This window comes from Pseudomonas capeferrum, from assembly GCF_013523055.1.
Classification (GTDB): domain Bacteria; phylum Pseudomonadota; class Gammaproteobacteria; order Pseudomonadales; family Pseudomonadaceae; genus Aquipseudomonas; species Aquipseudomonas capeferrum_A.
The window spans coordinates 90,247-106,423 of record NZ_JAAMQM010000023.1 but is presented as its reverse complement, the minus strand read 5'-3'; the positions used below and the strand labels follow the sequence as shown (position 1 = coordinate 106,423).

The following is a 16,177-nucleotide window of genomic DNA, read 5'->3' as shown; positions in this document are numbered from 1 at the left end:
TTGCAGACTATCAGTCCATGCTCACAAGCACCCACACGAATTGCTTGATTCAATTTGTTAAAGAGCGGTTGGTTCGGCGTCTTTCGACTTGCTGAACCGAGGTGCGCATTCTACGCTTTCCTCAGAGTCTGTCAAGCGTTTATTTTGAAGTTTTTCGTTCAACTTCAACCACTTGACGCGCTGCGATCTCTCGTCAGCGGGAGGCGAATCATACAGCGTTGAAAACCGCTGTCAACCACCTTTTTCACCGCTGTCGATCTGTCGATCGAAGCCCTTCCCGCATCGCTTGAAACGCTTAACTCGTTGATCTTCAAGGAGTTTCTCGCTCCAACTACGCTGGAAGTGGTGCGCATTATAAGGACCTGGAAGAAGCCGTCAAGCTTTTATTTCATCAACACGCAATAAAATCCAATGACCTCCCTGTGCAAGACATTAATGCTGCCAGCCCATTAAATACTCTTGCGACAGGACTGTTTGAGTGCGCACTATACTGCTCAAATCTCCATGGACCGCATTGCCAAATGACCACCCAACCCCGCACCCTGGCATCGAGTCTGTTTCCGATCGGTCTCCTCTTGATCGCCATGGCCTCAATCCAGTCCGGCGCCTCGCTGGCGAAATCGATGTTCCCCCTGGTCGGAGCCCAAGGCACCACCACGCTACGGCTGATCTTCGCCAGCGTCATCATGGTTCTCCTACTGCGGCCTTGGCGGGCGAGGATGACCAGAAGAACGCTACGCAATGTGATCATTTATGGCATGGCATTGGGCGGAATGAATTTCCTCTTCTATATGTCAGTGCGCACAGTGCCGCTAGGTATCGCAGTGGCCTTGGAGTTCACAGGCCCACTGGCAGTGGCTATCTATGCTTCGCGCCGCCTTGTCGACTTCTTGTGGATTGGCCTGGCCGTGCTCGGCTTGATGCTGTTGATCCCGGTCGGGCAATCCGGCAGCGCCCTCGATCCCATTGGTGCCGCGTATGCACTGGGCGCCGGAGCCTGTTGGGCCCTTTATATCCTTTATGGACAACGCGCCGGGGCAGAACATGGCATTCAAACCGCCGCTCTTGGTGTGCTGGTCGCAGCTTTGTTCGTCGCGCCTATCGGTATCGTCCATGCCGGGAGCGCTCTGTTATCACCCTCGCTTATCCCGGTCGCGCTGGGGGTGGCCATTCTCTCCACGGCGCTGCCCTACAGTTTGGAAATGGTCGCCTTGACCCGCATGCCCACTCGCACATTCGGCACGCTCATGAGTATCGAGCCCGTAGTGGCTGCAGTGTCAGGGTTGCTCTTTCTCAATGAAGTCCTGACCCTCACTCAATGGCTGGCGATTATCGCCATCATCACAGCCTCTATTGGCGCAACGCTGTCCATGAGAAAGGAAACACTGCCCGCGGTCGCCGCCGACTGATATGAGAAATATTTTCATTTAATACCAACCCGGTCTTGTACCGGCGCGCCACGCTTGTTTAAGCTGTCAGAATCGCCATAGAAACGCTATTACTGCCGTACAGGGAAGCAGCGCATTTCAGGAAGAAACGAAGCCACATCGACAATTCCCGTGCTGTGACCGGGTATGTACTAAGGACAGGAATGAAACGTATTTTGATCATCCTGGCCATTTTGGCCATTGCTGGATGCGCCGCCACCGAGAAAACGACGGTCAAGCGAGGGAAGAAAGGGCTCCATATCAACTGTTCTGGCCTTTCTTCATCCTGGGACAGATGTCACAGCAAGGCGGAAACGTCTTGCGGGAACAAGGGCTACAAGGTCATCGCCAGGTCGGGCGAAGCTGATCAAGAGCCAGGTGATTATCTATTCGGTATCAACCCGGCAGGCTACACCAGTCGCAGCATGATCGTTATCTGCAAGTGACGAGCAAGGGCAGCCAACAGACTGCCCTTGGCACGTGGATTCAGATCGCTGCCGTTCGGGCGGCCAGCCAAGCCAGCGACGACCCTTGCAGCAAAGGTGCAAGGCGGTGTTGCACTTCAGCATGATAGGCGTTCAGCCAGGACCGCTCTTCAGCAGCCAGCATCGACATCAACAAGCACCGCGTGTCTATCGGGCACAAGGTGAGCGTTTCGAAACCCAGGAAGTTGCCAAAATTGCCCTGGCCTTCCTCACGATTGACAACAAGATTCTCGATTCGCACGCCCCATTGTCCAGGGCGATAGGTGCCTGGTTCGATCGAGGTGATCATTCCCGGCAGCATGGCTGTCTGCGACAAGGGGGCTGCCTGGTAGGCGATGACCTGGGGCCCCTCATGCACATTTAGAAAGTAGCCCACGCCATGCCCGGTTCCGTGGCCGTAATCCACCCCGTCGGCCCAGAGCGGCGCGCGGGCGATGGAATCGAGCAGAGGCGCGGCAATGCCACGAGGGAATTTCGCCTTCGACAACGCAATGACACCCTTGAGCACTCGCGTGCAATCCTGCATCTGTTCCAGGCTCGGTTTTCCCACCGCTACCATCCGCGTGATATCGGTCGTGCCTCCCAGGTACTGGCCTCCCGAATCGATCAGCAGCAGTCCATCACCCTCGATGACAGCATACGATTCCTCCGTCGCTCGATAGTGCGGCATCGCGCCATTGGCGTTGAAGGCCGCTATGGTGGCAAAGCTCGGTGACACGAAACCTGGTCTGCGCGCTCGCGCGGCAGTCAGTTGCTCATCGACGGTCAGTTCCGTGATGATCTCTTGTCCCGAATGCGCCTCGAACCAGGCGAAGAACTCGCAAAGCGCAGCGCCGTCCTGCTCCATGACTTGTCGAACATGGAGCAGATCACTGTTGGGCTTGCGCGACTTGCTAAGGGTGGTCGGATTGATACCTTCAATCAACCTGACGCCTGGATCGACATGATCCAACAAACCGCACGTGACTTTCGCAGGATCCAACAGCAGACCTTCTCCTGCAGGAATTTCTCCCAGCGCCGCGCCGACCTGCGCATAGTCGCGCACCTCGATGCCTTCGGCTGCGAGAACCTGGCACAGCGTATCGTCTACCTGGCTTGACGCCACGAACAGGATTACCCGGCCAGGCCCTATCAAGGCAAAGGACACGAATACCGGGTTATAGGAAACATCGCTCCCTCTCAGGTTGAAGAGCCAGGCGATGTCATCGAGCGTGGCCAGGAAGTGCCAGCTGGCGCCATTTTCCAGCATCGCAAGACGTAGCTGGGTCAGCTTATCGGCCCTGCTGACGGACGCGTACGGCGCAAGATGCTCGTAGATCGGCCTGAGTGGCAGCGCTGGCCTGTCATTCCAGACCTGACCGGGCAGGTCAAGGCAAGTGTTCAACGTTACCTGACGCGCCTGGAGTCGCTCCCGCAGTTGTCGCGCCTGGAGCACAGCCATCACCGCACCGTCCACGGCTACCGCGCCGCCCGCCGCCACGTGCTCAGCCAGCCAGTCCAGCGCACCCGGTTGCCCAGGCTGCAGCTTCATTAACCCGATTCCGCTGCCGTCCAGTTCCTTCTCCGCCTGCTCCCAATAACGACTGTCCACCCACAGGCCGGCAAAATCGGCGGTAACCACCAAAGTCCCCACAGAGCCATGGAAACCGGACAACCACTGACGCGCCTGCCAATGCCCAGGCAAGTACTCGGAAAGATGTGGATCAGCAGACGGAATGAGCGCCGCATCGACTCCCACGCTCGCCATCACTTCACGCAAGCGGAACAACCGCTGCGGTACGACCTGAGTTACAGATTGAGCATTCATGCGGACTCCTGCGGCCATGCCTTTTCAATGCGCCCGATAATGGAGCACCCCGCTCGTGACCGCAATCGCAAGCCGGCCGATCACTGTTGACTGGCCAATACACACAAACTCCGCTGATCGTTCCTACTGAACTTCTTTTCATCTCACTCTTTCTCAAGCTTACAACCCGTGTCGGAGAGAAGACTATCCATGCCCCGCGCTTGCGAAGCAAAGACAGCCCTAGTGTTACTCGACAATCGAGAGGAAACGCCCGCGCACGAGCACGCTTCGCACTTGAAGATTGCCGACTGCCTCGCCACCTTGCTTGGTATCGCCCGAATCGAACCGGAGCGTCCTCCCACCGCTTCCGATCGCTTCTACTACCTGCCTACCCAGACCCTTGTCGGCCCTGACCACTACCAGTGCATGGGCATCGTCGATGAGTCGGATTTGTTCGGCGGGCTCGTCAGCGAGCCCTATATGGCAACCAAAGCCATTTCTCACCCGCTACTGCCAGGCGCGAGCGCCCCAAAGGGCTGGACCGATGTTTTTGCTGCTCAGGCCGCCAGTGCCGTGTTGCGCGGCTATACCGTTTTCAGCAAGGCCGAGGCGCGAAAGGCGGCAGACTTGCTATTGCGAAGTGGCCCGGTCCGGGTCAAGCCAGTCCTGGCTTGCGCTGGCCGTGGCCAGGTGGTCATCCAGAATTCGAATGCCCTCCCGCCTTTGCTGCACGACATGGATGAGCGCCAGCTTGGACTCTGGGGCCTGGTCCTGGAAGAAAATCTGTCCAACGTCGAGACGTTTAGCGTCGGACAGGTCCGCGTGGCAGGTATCACCTGCAGCTACTATGGCACCCAGAGACTGACGCGAGACCATCAGGGAGAGGAGGTCTACGGCGGTTCCGACCTCATGGTGGTGCGTGGCGACTATCAAACGCTGTTGCGCCTCCCGCTCGAAGACCAACTGCGCCTGGCGATCGATCAGGCTACGGCCTACGAGCGCGCAGCCGAAGAACACTTTCCAGGCTTCGTTGCCTCCAGACGCAACTACGATATAGCCCGCGGCGTAGACCATACCGGAGCGTCACGCAGCGGCGTTCTCGAGCAATCCTGGCGCCTGGGTGGCGCCAGCAGCGCCGAAGTACTGGCCCTGCTCGCCTTCGCCGATGATCCGAAGCTGCAACGGGTGCATGCCTCCAGCCATGAAATATTCGGTTCACCCGACCTGCCCAGCGACGCCACACTTTTCTACAAGGGAGATGACAGTGAACTCGGCGAATTCTGTAAATATGCGCGACTGCACGAGCATGGCGATCCAGAGTGAATCCGTAGAGCTGCAGGTGGATGGTGAAAGCATCGCCGGCACCCTGGTCAGTCCGGGCACCAAGATGCCTGGCATTCTCTTCGTCCACGGCTGGGGCGGCAGTCAGCAGCGCGACTTGGCCCGCGCTCGACAGATCACCGGCCTCGGGTGCGTGTGCATGACCTTCGACCTGCGCGGCCATGAAAAAACCGAAAGCCAGCGCCTGACCGTGACGCGCGAGCAGAATCTCGCCGATCTACTGGCAGCCTATGACCGACTGGTGAGCCATCCCGCCGTGGACAGCAGCGCCATCGCCGTGATCGGCAGCAGTTATGGTGGCTATCTTGCTACCTTGCTGACCCAGCACCGGGCGGTGAAGTGGCTGGCCTTGCGCGTTCCAGCCCTGTACTGGGACGATCAGTGGGATACACCCAAGCAGGCGCTGGACCGTCAGCGTCTGCAGGCTTATCGTCAGCGAATGCTCGCCCCGGGTGACAATCAGGCCCTGGCCGCCTGTTCCGACTTCCGAGGGGATGTGCTGCTGGTCGAATCCGAGCAGGATGACTACGTACCCCACGCCACCCTCATGAGCTATCGCTCGGCATTCGTCAACACTCACTCACTGACTCACCGGATCGTAGACGGTTCGGATCATGCGCTCTCCAGCGAAGAAAGTCAGAAGGCCTACAGCTCGATCCTGGGTGCCTGGATCAGCGAAATGGTGATAGGAGCGCGTCTGGATCGCTATCCCCACTACGCGCCCTGGTACGCCTGAAGCCTCAGGGACCTGCCGCTCGGCTCGACGCGAGCAGATACCTCGCCAGGGCCTTGGCCTGCGCGGCCACGTCAGTTACCGCGGTGCTTTCCCACCATTGCCCACGCAAGGGCGGGCCGAGGGTAAACAGGCGCTGGGAAACCTGCCCATGAGCATCGATCACCGCGCCGTTCGGATCTGCTGCGATACCCAATGCCAGCGGTCCTGGGCGGACCAGTTCTCGAGCGAGCAATTGGCGTGGCAACGGGCGATCGACACGACGCCAGTCGTACTCGATGCCCATCGAATTGATCACCGCACAGCCCGAGCGCCATTCGCTTTGTGCCTCGCCCCTCGAACGCACTTGCACCTTCGGCAGACCATCTGCATCGCGCGCCACGGCCAGCAAGGTGGCCGCGCGAATGCGTAGTCGATCCTGGACCAGCCAGCGCTCCAACAACGCGGCGCCGAGCGGCGGCGCGCGGTGGTGATGGCTCTCCCAAAAAGGCCTGACATGGCGCACGAATTGTCGACGCTGCACGTCGGTAGCCTGGCTCCATAGCCGCCCGATATGCGCCCTGACCGTATCCAACGGAGCTTGCCAGTCGATACCGCGAGACTCTGCCAGACGGCACTGGGCGCGCAGGGCCCTGAACAACTGCAGCGGCGAGCGCAGATCGGTATCGGCAGCCAGGAAATCTTCCCAAGCTGGAGGCTGGCGGCGTACGTGAGGCAGCAGACCATGGCGCGAGAAGACTTCAACCGGGCCGCGATGCCCAGCCTGGTTCAGAGAGACCAGCGCGTCGATCATGGTCAAGCCGGAGCCGATGATCAATACACGCCCATCCGGATCCAGGCCACCCATCGTGGCTACATCCCAAGGGTCGACCGCCAGCGTGTTCAAGCCATTGCCTTCGCGCTGCGAGGTACGCGCGGCGGTGAACATACCGGTGGCCAGAATCACGCGATCCGCAAGACAGCGACTCCCATCGGCCATCCACACCCGTACACCGCGCGCTTCGAGCTGGACATCGACGGCTTCGGTGCACAGGTGCAACAGCTCCGAACCGTGGAGCGCAGCGGCTGCCTGCGCCTGGGCCAGCCGCTGTCGCGCATAACGGCCGAACAGACTCCGAGGCGGGAACAGCTCGGCCGCCGGAAGACCCTGCTCGGCCGACTCCGGCCAGCCACCGGCAGCGATGTGCTGCTCCAGCCACTGGGAAAGATCGTCCGGGTTGTCGGGGTCGACGCTCATGCGTGCGGCATTGGCATTGAGGGTATGGCCAAGCTCGACAGCGCTGTAAGCCTCGCCGCGTCCCAGGTCGGCACGGGGTTCGACGATCACCAGTCGACGTCCGATTGGCTGGCGGAGCAACTGGGCGGCGAGCAGGCTACCGCTCAAGCCGCCACCGATGATGAGGATATCGGCCTCAAGGGTATGGCGATCGCTCATGGCATTCTCTCGTGACAGGTGTCGAGGATCATAAGCAATGAATAGCAGTAACGGCAGCCGCCCGGTACCAAAGTAGGACTCAGTCGCCAGTCTGGGCAAACCGCTGTCGATAGTCGCCAGGGGTCAGCCCGGTCAGGCGCTGGAAAACCTTGCGAAAGGTGCCAGGCTCCTGATAACCCACCTCCCAGGCGATTTGCTCGACGCTACGGCGCGTGAACTCCAGCAGACGGCAGGCACGCCCGACACGCACCTGCTGACAATATTCGGTCGGACGCAACGTAGTTGCAGCACGGAACCGTCGCAGGAAGGTCCGTGTCTGGAGTCCGGCAACGGCGGCCATCGACACGAGATCGGCATCGCGCCCGTTTTCACTTTGGAGCCAATGCTGGACCTTCAGTACCGCTCCATCCCATGCTCGAGCCGCGGCTTGAAGACTGAACCCGGTGGCGATGCCAGGATCGGCTCCGCCGCCAGAAATCGAGCAGTCTCGCGCGCAACGGTAGAGCCCAGGAACCGCTCTATCAGACGCAGGCCCAACTCGGTCCAGGCCATCAGAACCGCGGAGGTAAGAAAATCGCCGTCGTCGAGCAAAGGGCGCTGACCGCTACCTGGACCTGAGGATATCGCTCGGCCAGTATCTGGGCATGGTTCCAGTGCACACTCGCCATGCGCCCATCCAGCAGACCGCTGGCCGCAATGAAGAACACACCGAGGCAACCGATGCCAGCAAGGTTCCCTGCGCATGCCATTGGCGAAGCTGAGCAGCATGGTGCTCGAGCAGCGAAAGGGTCGGCACCGAAGCCAGACTCGGAGCAATGACCAGCGCTCGCACCTCATGGCCGCCCGGTGTCTCGTGCTCGCTGTCATGAATGACATGCAGCAGGCCATCGCTATCCGTCTGCCAACGACTGATGCGCAAGCGCGGCAGGCGCGGGGCGCGCAGGTCGTCGATCATGCGGTTGGCCACGCTGAACAGGTCGGACAGCCCGTCTACCGCCGCACGCTGTGCGCCGGGATAGATCAGCAGCCCGATTTCGAGACTGTCAGGCGTGTCAGTAGGTACCGGCCGCAGCTGCCACGGCGGCGCTGGCTTTCGCCTATGCGAGCGTGGAGGATACCGATAGCTGCCTGAAAAGCGCCGAAGCCTGAAGGGCGTAATCAGATAACCACATTACGCACGAAACGGGTCGGCACTGCGCCCTCGTTTCGGTAGGCATAGTGCTGATCACTGGGAAATACGAAGAACTCACCGGCTTGCAGGCAGTGCTTCTGCTCTTCGATTATCAGCGTCAAGCAGCCTTCGGCTACGTATATCTGCTCGCTCCAGCCCTGCGCGTCCGCTTCGCTCGCGTAGTGTTCGCCAGGCGCGAGCTGCCATTCCCAAATTTCCACCTCGCGCCGGGCAGGGCTGCTGGCCAACAGCCGCGCCTTGCTACCGGGGTGCTTTCCAGCCCAGGCCAGTTCATTGATGCGACCGGGATCACGCTGGTCCGGCGCCTGGATCAAGCGACTGAACGGCACCCCAAGAGCCTCCCCGATAAGGTCGAGGGTCGTGAGACTGACATTCTTTTCCCCGGCCTCTATCGCGACGAGCATGCGCCGACTGACCCCTGAACGTTCCGCCAGACCCGCCTGGCTCAGATCGGCTGCCACACGAAGACAGCGCACATTCTGACTGACATGTCGCAGCACCGAGCTGCGATGGGAAGAATCGTTGGGCACTATATTGCTCACCTCAGGGTTATGCGCAGTATACTGCGCACTTTGCCGCCAATTGTGCGTCCTTCTCTCCGAGTGTGCAAGCCATGCCTTCTCCTAGCAGCTCCCGACCTTCTCCCTTCCCCTTTCGCCTCAGCAAGGCCGAAGTGGTGCTGGTATTCATCACCATGCTATGGGGTGGCACGTTTCTCCTGGTGCACACTGTCATGAGCGTGAGCGGACCGATGTTCTTCGTCGGTCTGCGCTTTGCCGCGGCCGCGCTGTTCGTTGCCATGGTATTCATCCGGTCCATGCCTGGCTTGACCGCGATAGAGCTCAAGGCAGGCCTGTTGATCGGCACAACGATCATGCTTGGCTGCGGTTTGCAGACCATGGGCCTGCAGACCATCAGCAGCAGCCAGTCCGCATTCATCACAGCTCTGTACGTCCCCTTCGTGCCACTGCTGCAATGGCTGGTCCTCGGACGCCGCCCAGGACTGATGCCCAGCCTCGGTATCTGCCTGGCTTTCATCGGTCTGATGCTGCTGGCCGGCCCGGAGGGAGGCTCGTTGCACTTCAGCGAAGGCGAGGTGGTGACACTGGTCAGCGCCATCGCCATAGCCGGGGAAATCATCCTCATCAGCCGCTATGCGGGAACGGTCGATGTGCGACGGGTGACCGTGGTGCAACTGGCGACTGCATCGATCCTGGCTTTTCTGATGATGGTACCGACCCAGGAGCGGCTCCCTGACTTCTCCTGGTTGTTGCTGTTCAGCGCGATCGGCCTGGGAGCGATGAGTGCGGTGATCCAAGTGGCGATGAACTGGGCCCAGCGTTCGGTCTCTCCCACCCGTGCGACGCTGATCTATGCAGGTGAGCCAGTCTGGGCTGGCGTAGTGGGCCGACTGGCTGGCGAGCGACTGCCTGGCATTGCATTGATTGGCGGCCTGCTGATCGTGATAGCGGTCATTGTCAGCGAGCTGAAGGTTCGTCGCCGCGGCGAGGCGTCTCCCCTGCTAACCGCGGATGAACCTCTCGGTCAGGATACCGGTCTCTGATAAACGTACGGATCGGTGTCTGCTGACAAGAACTGTTATAAAAAAACAGCTTTCCTGCCTACTTTTGTAGGATCCTGCGACAGGTTGCGTGTTGGTGATCACCAATGCGCCACGTATGATCCTTGGCAAATCTCTGCAGATTAGAACGCTATGTCATTGATAGTGCTATTGCTCCTGCCGTTCGTAGGCAGTTGCCTGGCGGCTGTCTTGCCGCACAACGCGCGCAACGCCGAATCCTTGTTGGCGGGCCTCGTGGCGCTTGCCGGCACGGTTCAGGTCGCGCTCATGTACCCGCAGATCGCCCATGGGGGCGTCATCCGCGAGGAGTTTCTCTGGCTGCCCAGCCTAGGGTTGAACCTCGTGCTGCGAATGGACGGCTTTGCCTGGCTGTTCTCCTTGCTGGTCCTGGGAATCGGCGCTCTGGTGTCGCTGTACGCGCGCTACTATATGTCGCCCCAGGACCCTGTTCCCCGATTCTTCGCGTTTTTTCTGGCATTCATGGGAGCCATGCTCGGCCTGGTGATTTCCGGCAACCTGATCCAGCTGGTGTTCTTCTGGGAGCTTACCAGCCTGTTCTCCTTCCTGCTGATCGGCTACTGGCATCACCGCGGCGATGCGCGCCGGGGTGCCTACATGGCCTTGATGGTGACGGGCGCAGGTGGCCTTTGCCTGCTGGTCGGTGCGCTGTTGCTCGGTCATGTGGTCGGCAGCTACGACCTGGACAAGACCCTTGCAGCTGGTGACCTGATCCGTCAGCACGCACTCTATCCGGTACTGCTGCCCCTGATCCTGATCGGGGCGCTGAGCAAGAGCGCGCAGTTCCCGTTCCACTTCTGGCTGCCTCATGCCATGGCCGCCCCCACCCCGGTATCGGCCTACCTGCACTCGGCCACCATGGTCAAGGCGGGTGTTTTCCTCATGGCCCGGTTCTGGCCCGTGCTTTCCGGCACGGAAGAGTGGTTCTGGATAGTAGGCGGCGCGGGCGCCTGCACCCTGCTGCTCGGCGCCTTCGCGGCCATGTTCCAGAACGACCTCAAGGGGCTCCTGGCCTACTCGACCATCAGTCATCTCGGCCTGATCACCCTCCTGCTGGGTCTGAACAGCCCACTGGCTGCCGTGGCGGCGGTGTTCCACATTCTCAATCACGCTACTTTCAAGGCCTCGCTGTTCATGGCTGCGGGCATCATCGACCACGAGAGCGGCACACGTGACATCCGACGCCTGAGCGGGCTGGTCCGCCTGGTGCCCTACACCGCGACCCTGGCCATGGTGGCCAGCGCGTCCATGGCGGGTGTTCCGTTGATGAACGGCTTCTTGTCCAAGGAGATGTTCTTCGCCGAAACCGTATTCATCAGCGCCACTGCCTGGGTCGAGATCGCCCTGCCGGTGATCGCCACGCTGGCCGGTACGTTCAGCGTGGCCTATGCCCTGCGCTTTACCGTCGATGTTTTCTTTGGCCCAACCGCGCAGGACCTTCCGCACACGCCCCACGAGCCGCCTCGCTGGATGCGCGCCCCGGTCGAACTGTTGGTCCTGACATGCCTGATCGTGGGGATCTTTCCTGCCCAATCGGTGGGCCCTCTGCTAGCGGCAGCGGCATTGCCGGTAGTCGGCGGTACCCTGCCGGAGTACAGCCTGGCCATCTGGCATGGCTGGAATGCACCGATGATCATGAGCCTGATCGCCATGTGCGGTGGCGTTGTGCTCTACCTGCTGTTGCGCGAGCAACTGCGCCGTGGTCGCTTCCCTTATCCGCCGCTGATCGAACGCTTCAATGGCAAGCGCCTGTTCGAACGGGGTCAGGTGCACCTGATGCTACTGGCGCGTCGCATCGAGACGCAATTCACCACACAACGTTTGCAGAAACAGCTCTTCATGCTGGTCCTGGCGGCTTTCATCGCCGGCCTGACGCCCGTGCTTTACAACGGCCTGACCTGGGGCGACCGACCCAAGATCCCCGGCTCCGGCGTTTTCGTCGCGCTTTGGCTGATCGCGATCGCCTGCGCCGTCGGTGCGGCCTGGCAGGCCAAATATCACCGGCTGGCGGCATTGATCATGGTCAGCGTCTGCGGTCTGATGACCTGTATCACATTCGTCTGGTTCTCGGCCCCTGATCTTGCCTTGACCCAGCTGGTGGTCGAGGTGGTCACTACGGTACTGATCCTGCTCGGGCTGCGCTGGTTGCCACGGCGGCTCGAAAATGTGAGCCCAAGGGCCAAGGAGCGGGCCCGCCTGCGCCGCTTGCGCGACCTGTTGCTGGCAGCCTTGGTAGGTGGCGGCATGGCCGTGCTGTCCTATGCCATGCTGACTCGCCCTACACCTAACGCCATCTCTTCCTTCTATCTGAGCCGAGCCTTGCCCGAAGGTGGCGGGACCAATGTGGTCAACGTCATGCTGGTGGACTTCCGCGGCTTCGATACCCTGGGCGAGATCACCGTGCTGGTCGCCGTGGCCCTGACTGTCTTTGCACTGCTGCGACGCTTCCGCCCGCCCAAGGAGAGCATGCAAGTGCCTGCCCAGCAACGCCGTCTGGCACCCGATGTGGTTTCCGACCTGATCAACCCGCGGCATGCTCCCGATACCGCGCTTGGTTTCATGATGGTACCGGCAGTGCTCGTACGTCTGCTGCTGCCAATCGCCTTGCTGGTGTCCATGTACCTGTTCATGCGCGGTCACAATCAGCCGGGCGGCGGGTTCGTCGCCGGCCTGGTGATGTCGGTGGCCTTCATTCTCCAGTACATGGTCGCCGGTACCAAGTGGGTCGAGGCGCAGATGAGCCTGCGCCCGCTGCGCTGGATGGGCACCGGCCTGCTGTGCGCCACCCTGACCGGGATGGGCGCCATGAGCCTGGGCTATCCCTTCCTGACCACCCACACGGCCCATCTGCGCTTACCGTTGCTGGGCGATATCCATGTCGCCAGCGCCCTGCTCTTCGATGTCGGGGTATACGCCGTGGTCGTCGGATCGACCCTGCTGATTCTCACGGCCCTGGCTCACCAGTCGGTGCGTGCCTATCGCCCGGCCAGCCAGCCGAAACCCACCAAGGCAGGAGCCGCCTGATGGAAGAAGTCATCGCAGTCGCCATCGGTGTACTGACCGCGTCCGGGGTATGGCTGATCCTGCGTCCACGGACCTACCAGGTAATCATGGGCCTGTGCCTGCTGTCCTACGGGGTCAACCTGTTCATCTTCAGCATGGGCAGCCTGTTCATCGGCAAGGAGCCCATCATCAAGGAAGGCGTGACTCAGGATCTGCTTCATTACACCGACCCACTGCCCCAAGCGCTGGTCCTGACCGCTATCGTCATCAGCTTTGCCATGACCGCATTGTTCCTGGTGGTCATGCTGGCTTCGCGCGGGCTGACGGCAACCGACCATGTCGATGGCCGGGAGCGGGACGAATGAGCCTGATGAATCAACTGATCGTCGCGCCCATTCTGCTACCCCTCCTCACGGCGGCGTTGATGCTGTTGCTCGGGGAGAAGCGGCGTCCGCTCAAGGCACGCCTGAACCTGGTTTCGACCCTTCTCGGCCTGAGCATCGCCGTCACACTGCTGCTATGGGTGCGCGGCCAAGGCCAGGCGGAATCCATAGGCGTGTACCTTCCCGGCAACTGGCCGGCACCGTTCGGCATCGTCCTGGTCCTGGATCATCTCTCGGCGCTGATGCTGACTCTCGCCAGTATCGTCGGCGTCAGTGCATTGCTCTTCGCACGCGCCCGCTGGGACGGCGCGGGGGCAAGTTTCCACGCCCTGTTCCAGATCCAGCTGATGGGACTGTACGGTGCCTTCCTGACCGCCGACCTGTTCAATCTGTTCGTATTCTTCGAAGTGCTGCTGGCCGCGTCCTATGGCCTGTTGCTGCACGGCTCGGGACGTGCACGGGTGAAGGCAGGCCTTCACTATATCGCCATCAACCTCTTTGCCTCGTCACTTTTCCTGGTCGGCGCGGCGATGCTCTATGGTGTGACCGGCACGCTCAACATGGCCGATCTTGCTCTGAAGGTGCCGTTGGTGCCGGAAGCCGACCGTGGATTGCTGCATGCCGGCGCAGCCATCCTGGCCATGGCCTTCCTGGCCAAGGCGGGTATCTGGCCATTGAACTTCTGGCTGGTACCGGCCTATGCATCGGCCAGTGCGCCTGTAGCCGCGCTGTTCGCGATCATGACCAAGGTCGGCCTGTATGCCACTTTGCGGCTGTGGACTCTGCTCTTTTCCGAACAGGCCGGGCCTTCGTCACTGTTTGGCGGCCAGTGGCTGATCTACGGCGGGCTGGCGACCCTCGCGGTCGCCGCGGTATCGATCCTAGCCGCCCAGCGCCTGGAGCGCATGGCAGCGCTGAGCATCCTGGTATCGTCCGGTACGCTCATGGCGGCTATCGGCTTCGGTCAACCTGCCCTGACTGGCAGTGCGCTGTTCTATCTGGTCAGCTCGACTCTGGCGCTGTGCGCCCTGTTCCTGCTCGCCGAGCTGATCGAACGCTCCAGATCCGCCAACGAGGTGCCCCTCGAAGAAGAGGACGGCGTACTGCCCTCCCCTCTCGAATCCCTTCACCCTCCCAAGGGAATCAACCTGGATGACGAACAGAAAGCGGTGATCGGCCAGATCATCCCTTGGACCATGGCCTTTCTCGGGCTGAGCTTCATCGCCTGTGCCTTGCTGATCATCGGCATGCCGCCCCTGTCGGGCTTTATCGGCAAGCTGGGCCTGATCAGCGCGCTGTTCAATCCACTGGGGCTGGGGGTCGCTCCCGAGCAGCCACTGACGGTTGCGGGCTGGGGGCTCGTGGCGCTGCTGGTTATCTCGGGCATGGCGTCGTTGATCGCCTTTGGCCGAGTCGGCATCCAGCGCTTCTGGAAACCTGAAGAAAGGCCTTCACCTCTGTTGCGTCGCTATGAATGCCTGCCCATTCTGCTCCTGCTCGGTCTCTGCCTGTTTCTCAGCGTCAAGGCCGAACCATTGCTGCGCTACACACAAGACACCGCAGCCAGCCTGCGCACTCCAGACGCCTATATAGAAGCCGTGTTGGCAACCCGTCCTATCCCTGGCCCCACCTCGGCTTCCGCAGAGGTACAGCCATGAAACGATTCTTCCCTGCGCCACTGTTGTCCGTGTCGATGTTCTTTCTGTGGCTATTGCTCAATGTATCGGTCAGCCCGGGTAATCTGGTGCTCGCCGCCGCCCTGGGCATCTTCGCGCCCTTGCTGTTGGCACCCCTGCGGCCCCAGCAGGCGCACATCCGTCGTCCCCGGGTGATCATCCGTTTGCTCTGCCGAGTAGGCACGGACGTGGTGATGTCGAACCTGCAAGTTGCCAAGGGCGTCTTACGGGCAGGTAGTCGCCAACCGCATTCGGTATTCGTGCATATCCCCCTGGACCTGCGGGACGCCCACGGCCTGGCGGCATTGTCGATGATCACGACCGTGGTGCCCGGCACCGTCTGGTCCGAACTTGCCCTGGATCGCAGCATGCTGCTGCTGCATGTGTTCGATCTCAAGGACGAGGCGGCCTTCATCGAGCATTTCAAGCACGCTTACGAAAGACCGTTGATGGAGATATTCGAATGACAGGTCTGCTCGCGAACGCCATCCTTGCCAGCCTTTTCATCTTCGCTATCGCCATGGCGCTGACGCTGATCAGGCTTTTTCGCGGCCCTTCCGCCCAGGATCGGGTCCTGGCCCTGGACTACCTGTATATCCTGGCCATGCTGATGATGCTGGTCCTGGGAATCCGCTACGCCAGCGACACCTATTTCGAAGGTGCCCTGCTGATTGCGCTGTTCGGCTTCGTCGGTTCCTGCGCGCTGGCCAAGTTTCTCCTGCGCGGTGAGGTGATCGAATGAACGAAAGCATCGAACTGCCCTTCTGGCTGGAATTGGCCACGGCAACCCTGCTACTGGTCGGCAGCCTCTTCGCGCTGATCGGCGCCCTGGGCCTGGTACGCCTGAAAGATTATTTCAAGCGAATGCATCCACCCGCCCTCGCCACAACACTGGGCACCTGGTGCATTGCCTTGGCTTCGATCCTGTATTTCTCGGCACTCAAGCAAGGCCCGGTGCTACACGCCTGGCTGATCCCCGTGCTGCTGTCGATCACCGTGCCGGTGACCACGCTGCTACTGGCGCGGGCAGCCTTGTTCCGCAAGCGTGCGGCCGGAGAAGAAAACATACCCGCAGAAATCAGCAGTGGCCGAGACGCAGGCAACTGATCGGGCGTA

General features: G+C 60.9%; 14 protein-coding genes and 1 pseudogene. 11 read left to right on the top strand and 4 right to left on the bottom strand.

Going from position 1 to position 16,177, the window contains the following annotated elements:
• Positions 1–521: 521 nt before the first annotated feature.
• Both rhtA and G7009_RS22955 read left to right on the top strand, forming a co-directional pair.
• Entirely contained in the window at positions 522–1,409 is an 888-nt protein-coding gene (gene rhtA / locus G7009_RS22960) for a threonine/homoserine exporter RhtA (RefSeq protein WP_181132392.1), read from the top strand.
• 182 nt (positions 1,410–1,591) lie between these two features.
• Entirely contained in the window at positions 1,592–1,873 is a 282-nt protein-coding gene (locus G7009_RS22955) for a hypothetical protein (protein WP_181132391.1), read from the top strand.
• A 40-nt stretch (positions 1,874–1,913) separates the two neighbouring features.
• Here G7009_RS22955 and G7009_RS22950 read toward each other — a convergent pair whose 3' ends face one another.
• A complete protein-coding gene (locus G7009_RS22950) occupies positions 1,914–3,719 on the bottom strand; it encodes an aminopeptidase P family protein (RefSeq protein ID WP_181132390.1) in 1,806 nt (601 codons plus the stop codon).
• A 189-nt stretch (positions 3,720–3,908) separates the two neighbouring features.
• On the opposite strand from G7009_RS22950, the gene G7009_RS22945 reads away from it, so the two are divergent.
• Both G7009_RS22945 and G7009_RS22940 read left to right on the top strand, forming a co-directional pair.
• Positions 3,909–5,021 carry a DUF3182 family protein gene (locus G7009_RS22945; RefSeq protein WP_181132389.1) on the top strand — a complete coding sequence of 371 codons (1,113 nt, stop codon included), beginning with the start codon at positions 3,909–3,911 and terminating at the stop codon, positions 5,019–5,021.
• Complete coding sequence (locus G7009_RS22940; RefSeq protein ID WP_181132388.1) at positions 5,005–5,775, top strand: alpha/beta hydrolase family protein; 771 nt, start codon at positions 5,005–5,007, stop codon at positions 5,773–5,775. Before G7009_RS22945 ends, G7009_RS22940 begins: the two co-directional genes overlap by 17 nt.
• A gap of 4 nt (positions 5,776–5,779) precedes the next feature.
• Here G7009_RS22940 and G7009_RS22935 read toward each other — a convergent pair whose 3' ends face one another.
• From G7009_RS22935 to G7009_RS22925, 3 genes and pseudogenes are all read right to left on the bottom strand, one after another.
• Positions 5,780–7,207: an FAD/NAD(P)-binding protein gene (locus tag G7009_RS22935; protein WP_181132387.1), complete on the bottom strand. Its 1,428-nt coding sequence runs from the start codon at positions 7,205–7,207 to the stop codon at positions 5,780–5,782.
• Between the two features lie 79 nt (positions 7,208–7,286).
• Positions 7,287–8,279, bottom strand: a pseudogene (locus tag G7009_RS22930) (GlxA family transcriptional regulator).
• Positions 8,280–8,365: 86 nt separating this feature from the next.
• Entirely contained in the window at positions 8,366–8,929 is a 564-nt protein-coding gene (locus tag G7009_RS22925) for an XRE family transcriptional regulator (RefSeq protein ID WP_181132386.1), read from the bottom strand.
• Positions 8,930–9,012: 83 nt separating this feature from the next.
• Here G7009_RS22925 and G7009_RS22920 point away from each other — a divergent pair, with 83 nt between their 5' ends.
• The 7 genes from G7009_RS22920 (at position 9,013) to G7009_RS22890 (ending at position 16,168) form a co-directional block, all read left to right on the top strand.
• On the top strand, positions 9,013–9,963 hold the full coding sequence (locus G7009_RS22920) for a DMT family transporter (protein ID WP_181132385.1): 951 nt from the start codon (positions 9,013–9,015) through the stop codon (positions 9,961–9,963).
• A 150-nt stretch (positions 9,964–10,113) separates the two neighbouring features.
• Positions 10,114–13,023 carry a monovalent cation/H+ antiporter subunit A gene (locus tag G7009_RS22915; protein ID WP_181132384.1) on the top strand — a complete coding sequence of 970 codons (2,910 nt, stop codon included), beginning with the start codon at positions 10,114–10,116 and terminating at the stop codon, positions 13,021–13,023.
• Entirely contained in the window at positions 13,023–13,367 is a 345-nt protein-coding gene (locus G7009_RS22910; RefSeq protein WP_181132383.1) for a Na+/H+ antiporter subunit C, read from the top strand. The genes G7009_RS22915 and G7009_RS22910 overlap by 1 nt, the downstream gene beginning before the upstream one ends.
• Positions 13,364–15,043 carry a monovalent cation/H+ antiporter subunit D gene (locus tag G7009_RS22905; RefSeq protein WP_181132382.1) on the top strand — a complete coding sequence of 560 codons (1,680 nt, stop codon included), beginning with the start codon at positions 13,364–13,366 and terminating at the stop codon, positions 15,041–15,043. The genes G7009_RS22910 and G7009_RS22905 overlap by 4 nt, the downstream gene beginning before the upstream one ends.
• Entirely contained in the window at positions 15,040–15,528 is a 489-nt protein-coding gene (locus G7009_RS22900) for a Na+/H+ antiporter subunit E (protein ID WP_181132381.1), read from the top strand. Before G7009_RS22905 ends, G7009_RS22900 begins: the two co-directional genes overlap by 4 nt.
• Positions 15,525–15,803 carry a K+/H+ antiporter subunit F gene (locus G7009_RS22895; RefSeq protein WP_181132380.1) on the top strand — a complete coding sequence of 93 codons (279 nt, stop codon included), beginning with the start codon at positions 15,525–15,527 and terminating at the stop codon, positions 15,801–15,803. Before G7009_RS22900 ends, G7009_RS22895 begins: the two co-directional genes overlap by 4 nt.
• Entirely contained in the window at positions 15,800–16,168 is a 369-nt protein-coding gene (locus tag G7009_RS22890) for a Na+/H+ antiporter subunit G (RefSeq protein ID WP_181132379.1), read from the top strand. The genes G7009_RS22895 and G7009_RS22890 overlap by 4 nt, the downstream gene beginning before the upstream one ends.
• Positions 16,169–16,177 lie beyond the last annotated feature (9 nt).

What these genes read in the sequence shown, in the direction of transcription:
- rhtA (WP_181132392.1), top strand. Translation starts at nt 522, where the DNA reads ATGACCACCCAACCCCGCACCCTGGCATCGAGTCTGTTTCCGATCGGT.
- G7009_RS22955 (WP_181132391.1), top strand. Translation starts at nt 1,592, where the DNA reads ATGAAACGTATTTTGATCATCCTGGCCATTTTGGCCATTGCTGGATGC.
- G7009_RS22950 (WP_181132390.1), bottom strand. Translation starts at nt 3,719, where the DNA reads ATGAATGCTCAATCTGTAACTCAGGTCGTACCGCAGCGGTTGTTCCGC.
- G7009_RS22945 (WP_181132389.1), top strand. Translation starts at nt 3,909, where the DNA reads ATGCCCCGCGCTTGCGAAGCAAAGACAGCCCTAGTGTTACTCGACAAT.
- G7009_RS22940 (WP_181132388.1), top strand. Translation starts at nt 5,005, where the DNA reads ATGGCGATCCAGAGTGAATCCGTAGAGCTGCAGGTGGATGGTGAAAGC.
- G7009_RS22935 (WP_181132387.1), bottom strand. Translation starts at nt 7,207, where the DNA reads ATGAGCGATCGCCATACCCTTGAGGCCGATATCCTCATCATCGGTGGC.
- G7009_RS22920 (WP_181132385.1), top strand. Translation starts at nt 9,013, where the DNA reads ATGCCTTCTCCTAGCAGCTCCCGACCTTCTCCCTTCCCCTTTCGCCTC.
- G7009_RS22915 (WP_181132384.1), top strand. Translation starts at nt 10,114, where the DNA reads ATGTCATTGATAGTGCTATTGCTCCTGCCGTTCGTAGGCAGTTGCCTG.
- G7009_RS22910 (WP_181132383.1), top strand. Translation starts at nt 13,023, where the DNA reads ATGGAAGAAGTCATCGCAGTCGCCATCGGTGTACTGACCGCGTCCGGG.
- G7009_RS22905 (WP_181132382.1), top strand. Translation starts at nt 13,364, where the DNA reads ATGAGCCTGATGAATCAACTGATCGTCGCGCCCATTCTGCTACCCCTC.
- G7009_RS22900 (WP_181132381.1), top strand. Translation starts at nt 15,040, where the DNA reads ATGAAACGATTCTTCCCTGCGCCACTGTTGTCCGTGTCGATGTTCTTT.
- G7009_RS22895 (WP_181132380.1), top strand. Translation starts at nt 15,525, where the DNA reads ATGACAGGTCTGCTCGCGAACGCCATCCTTGCCAGCCTTTTCATCTTC.
- G7009_RS22890 (WP_181132379.1), top strand. Translation starts at nt 15,800, where the DNA reads ATGAACGAAAGCATCGAACTGCCCTTCTGGCTGGAATTGGCCACGGCA.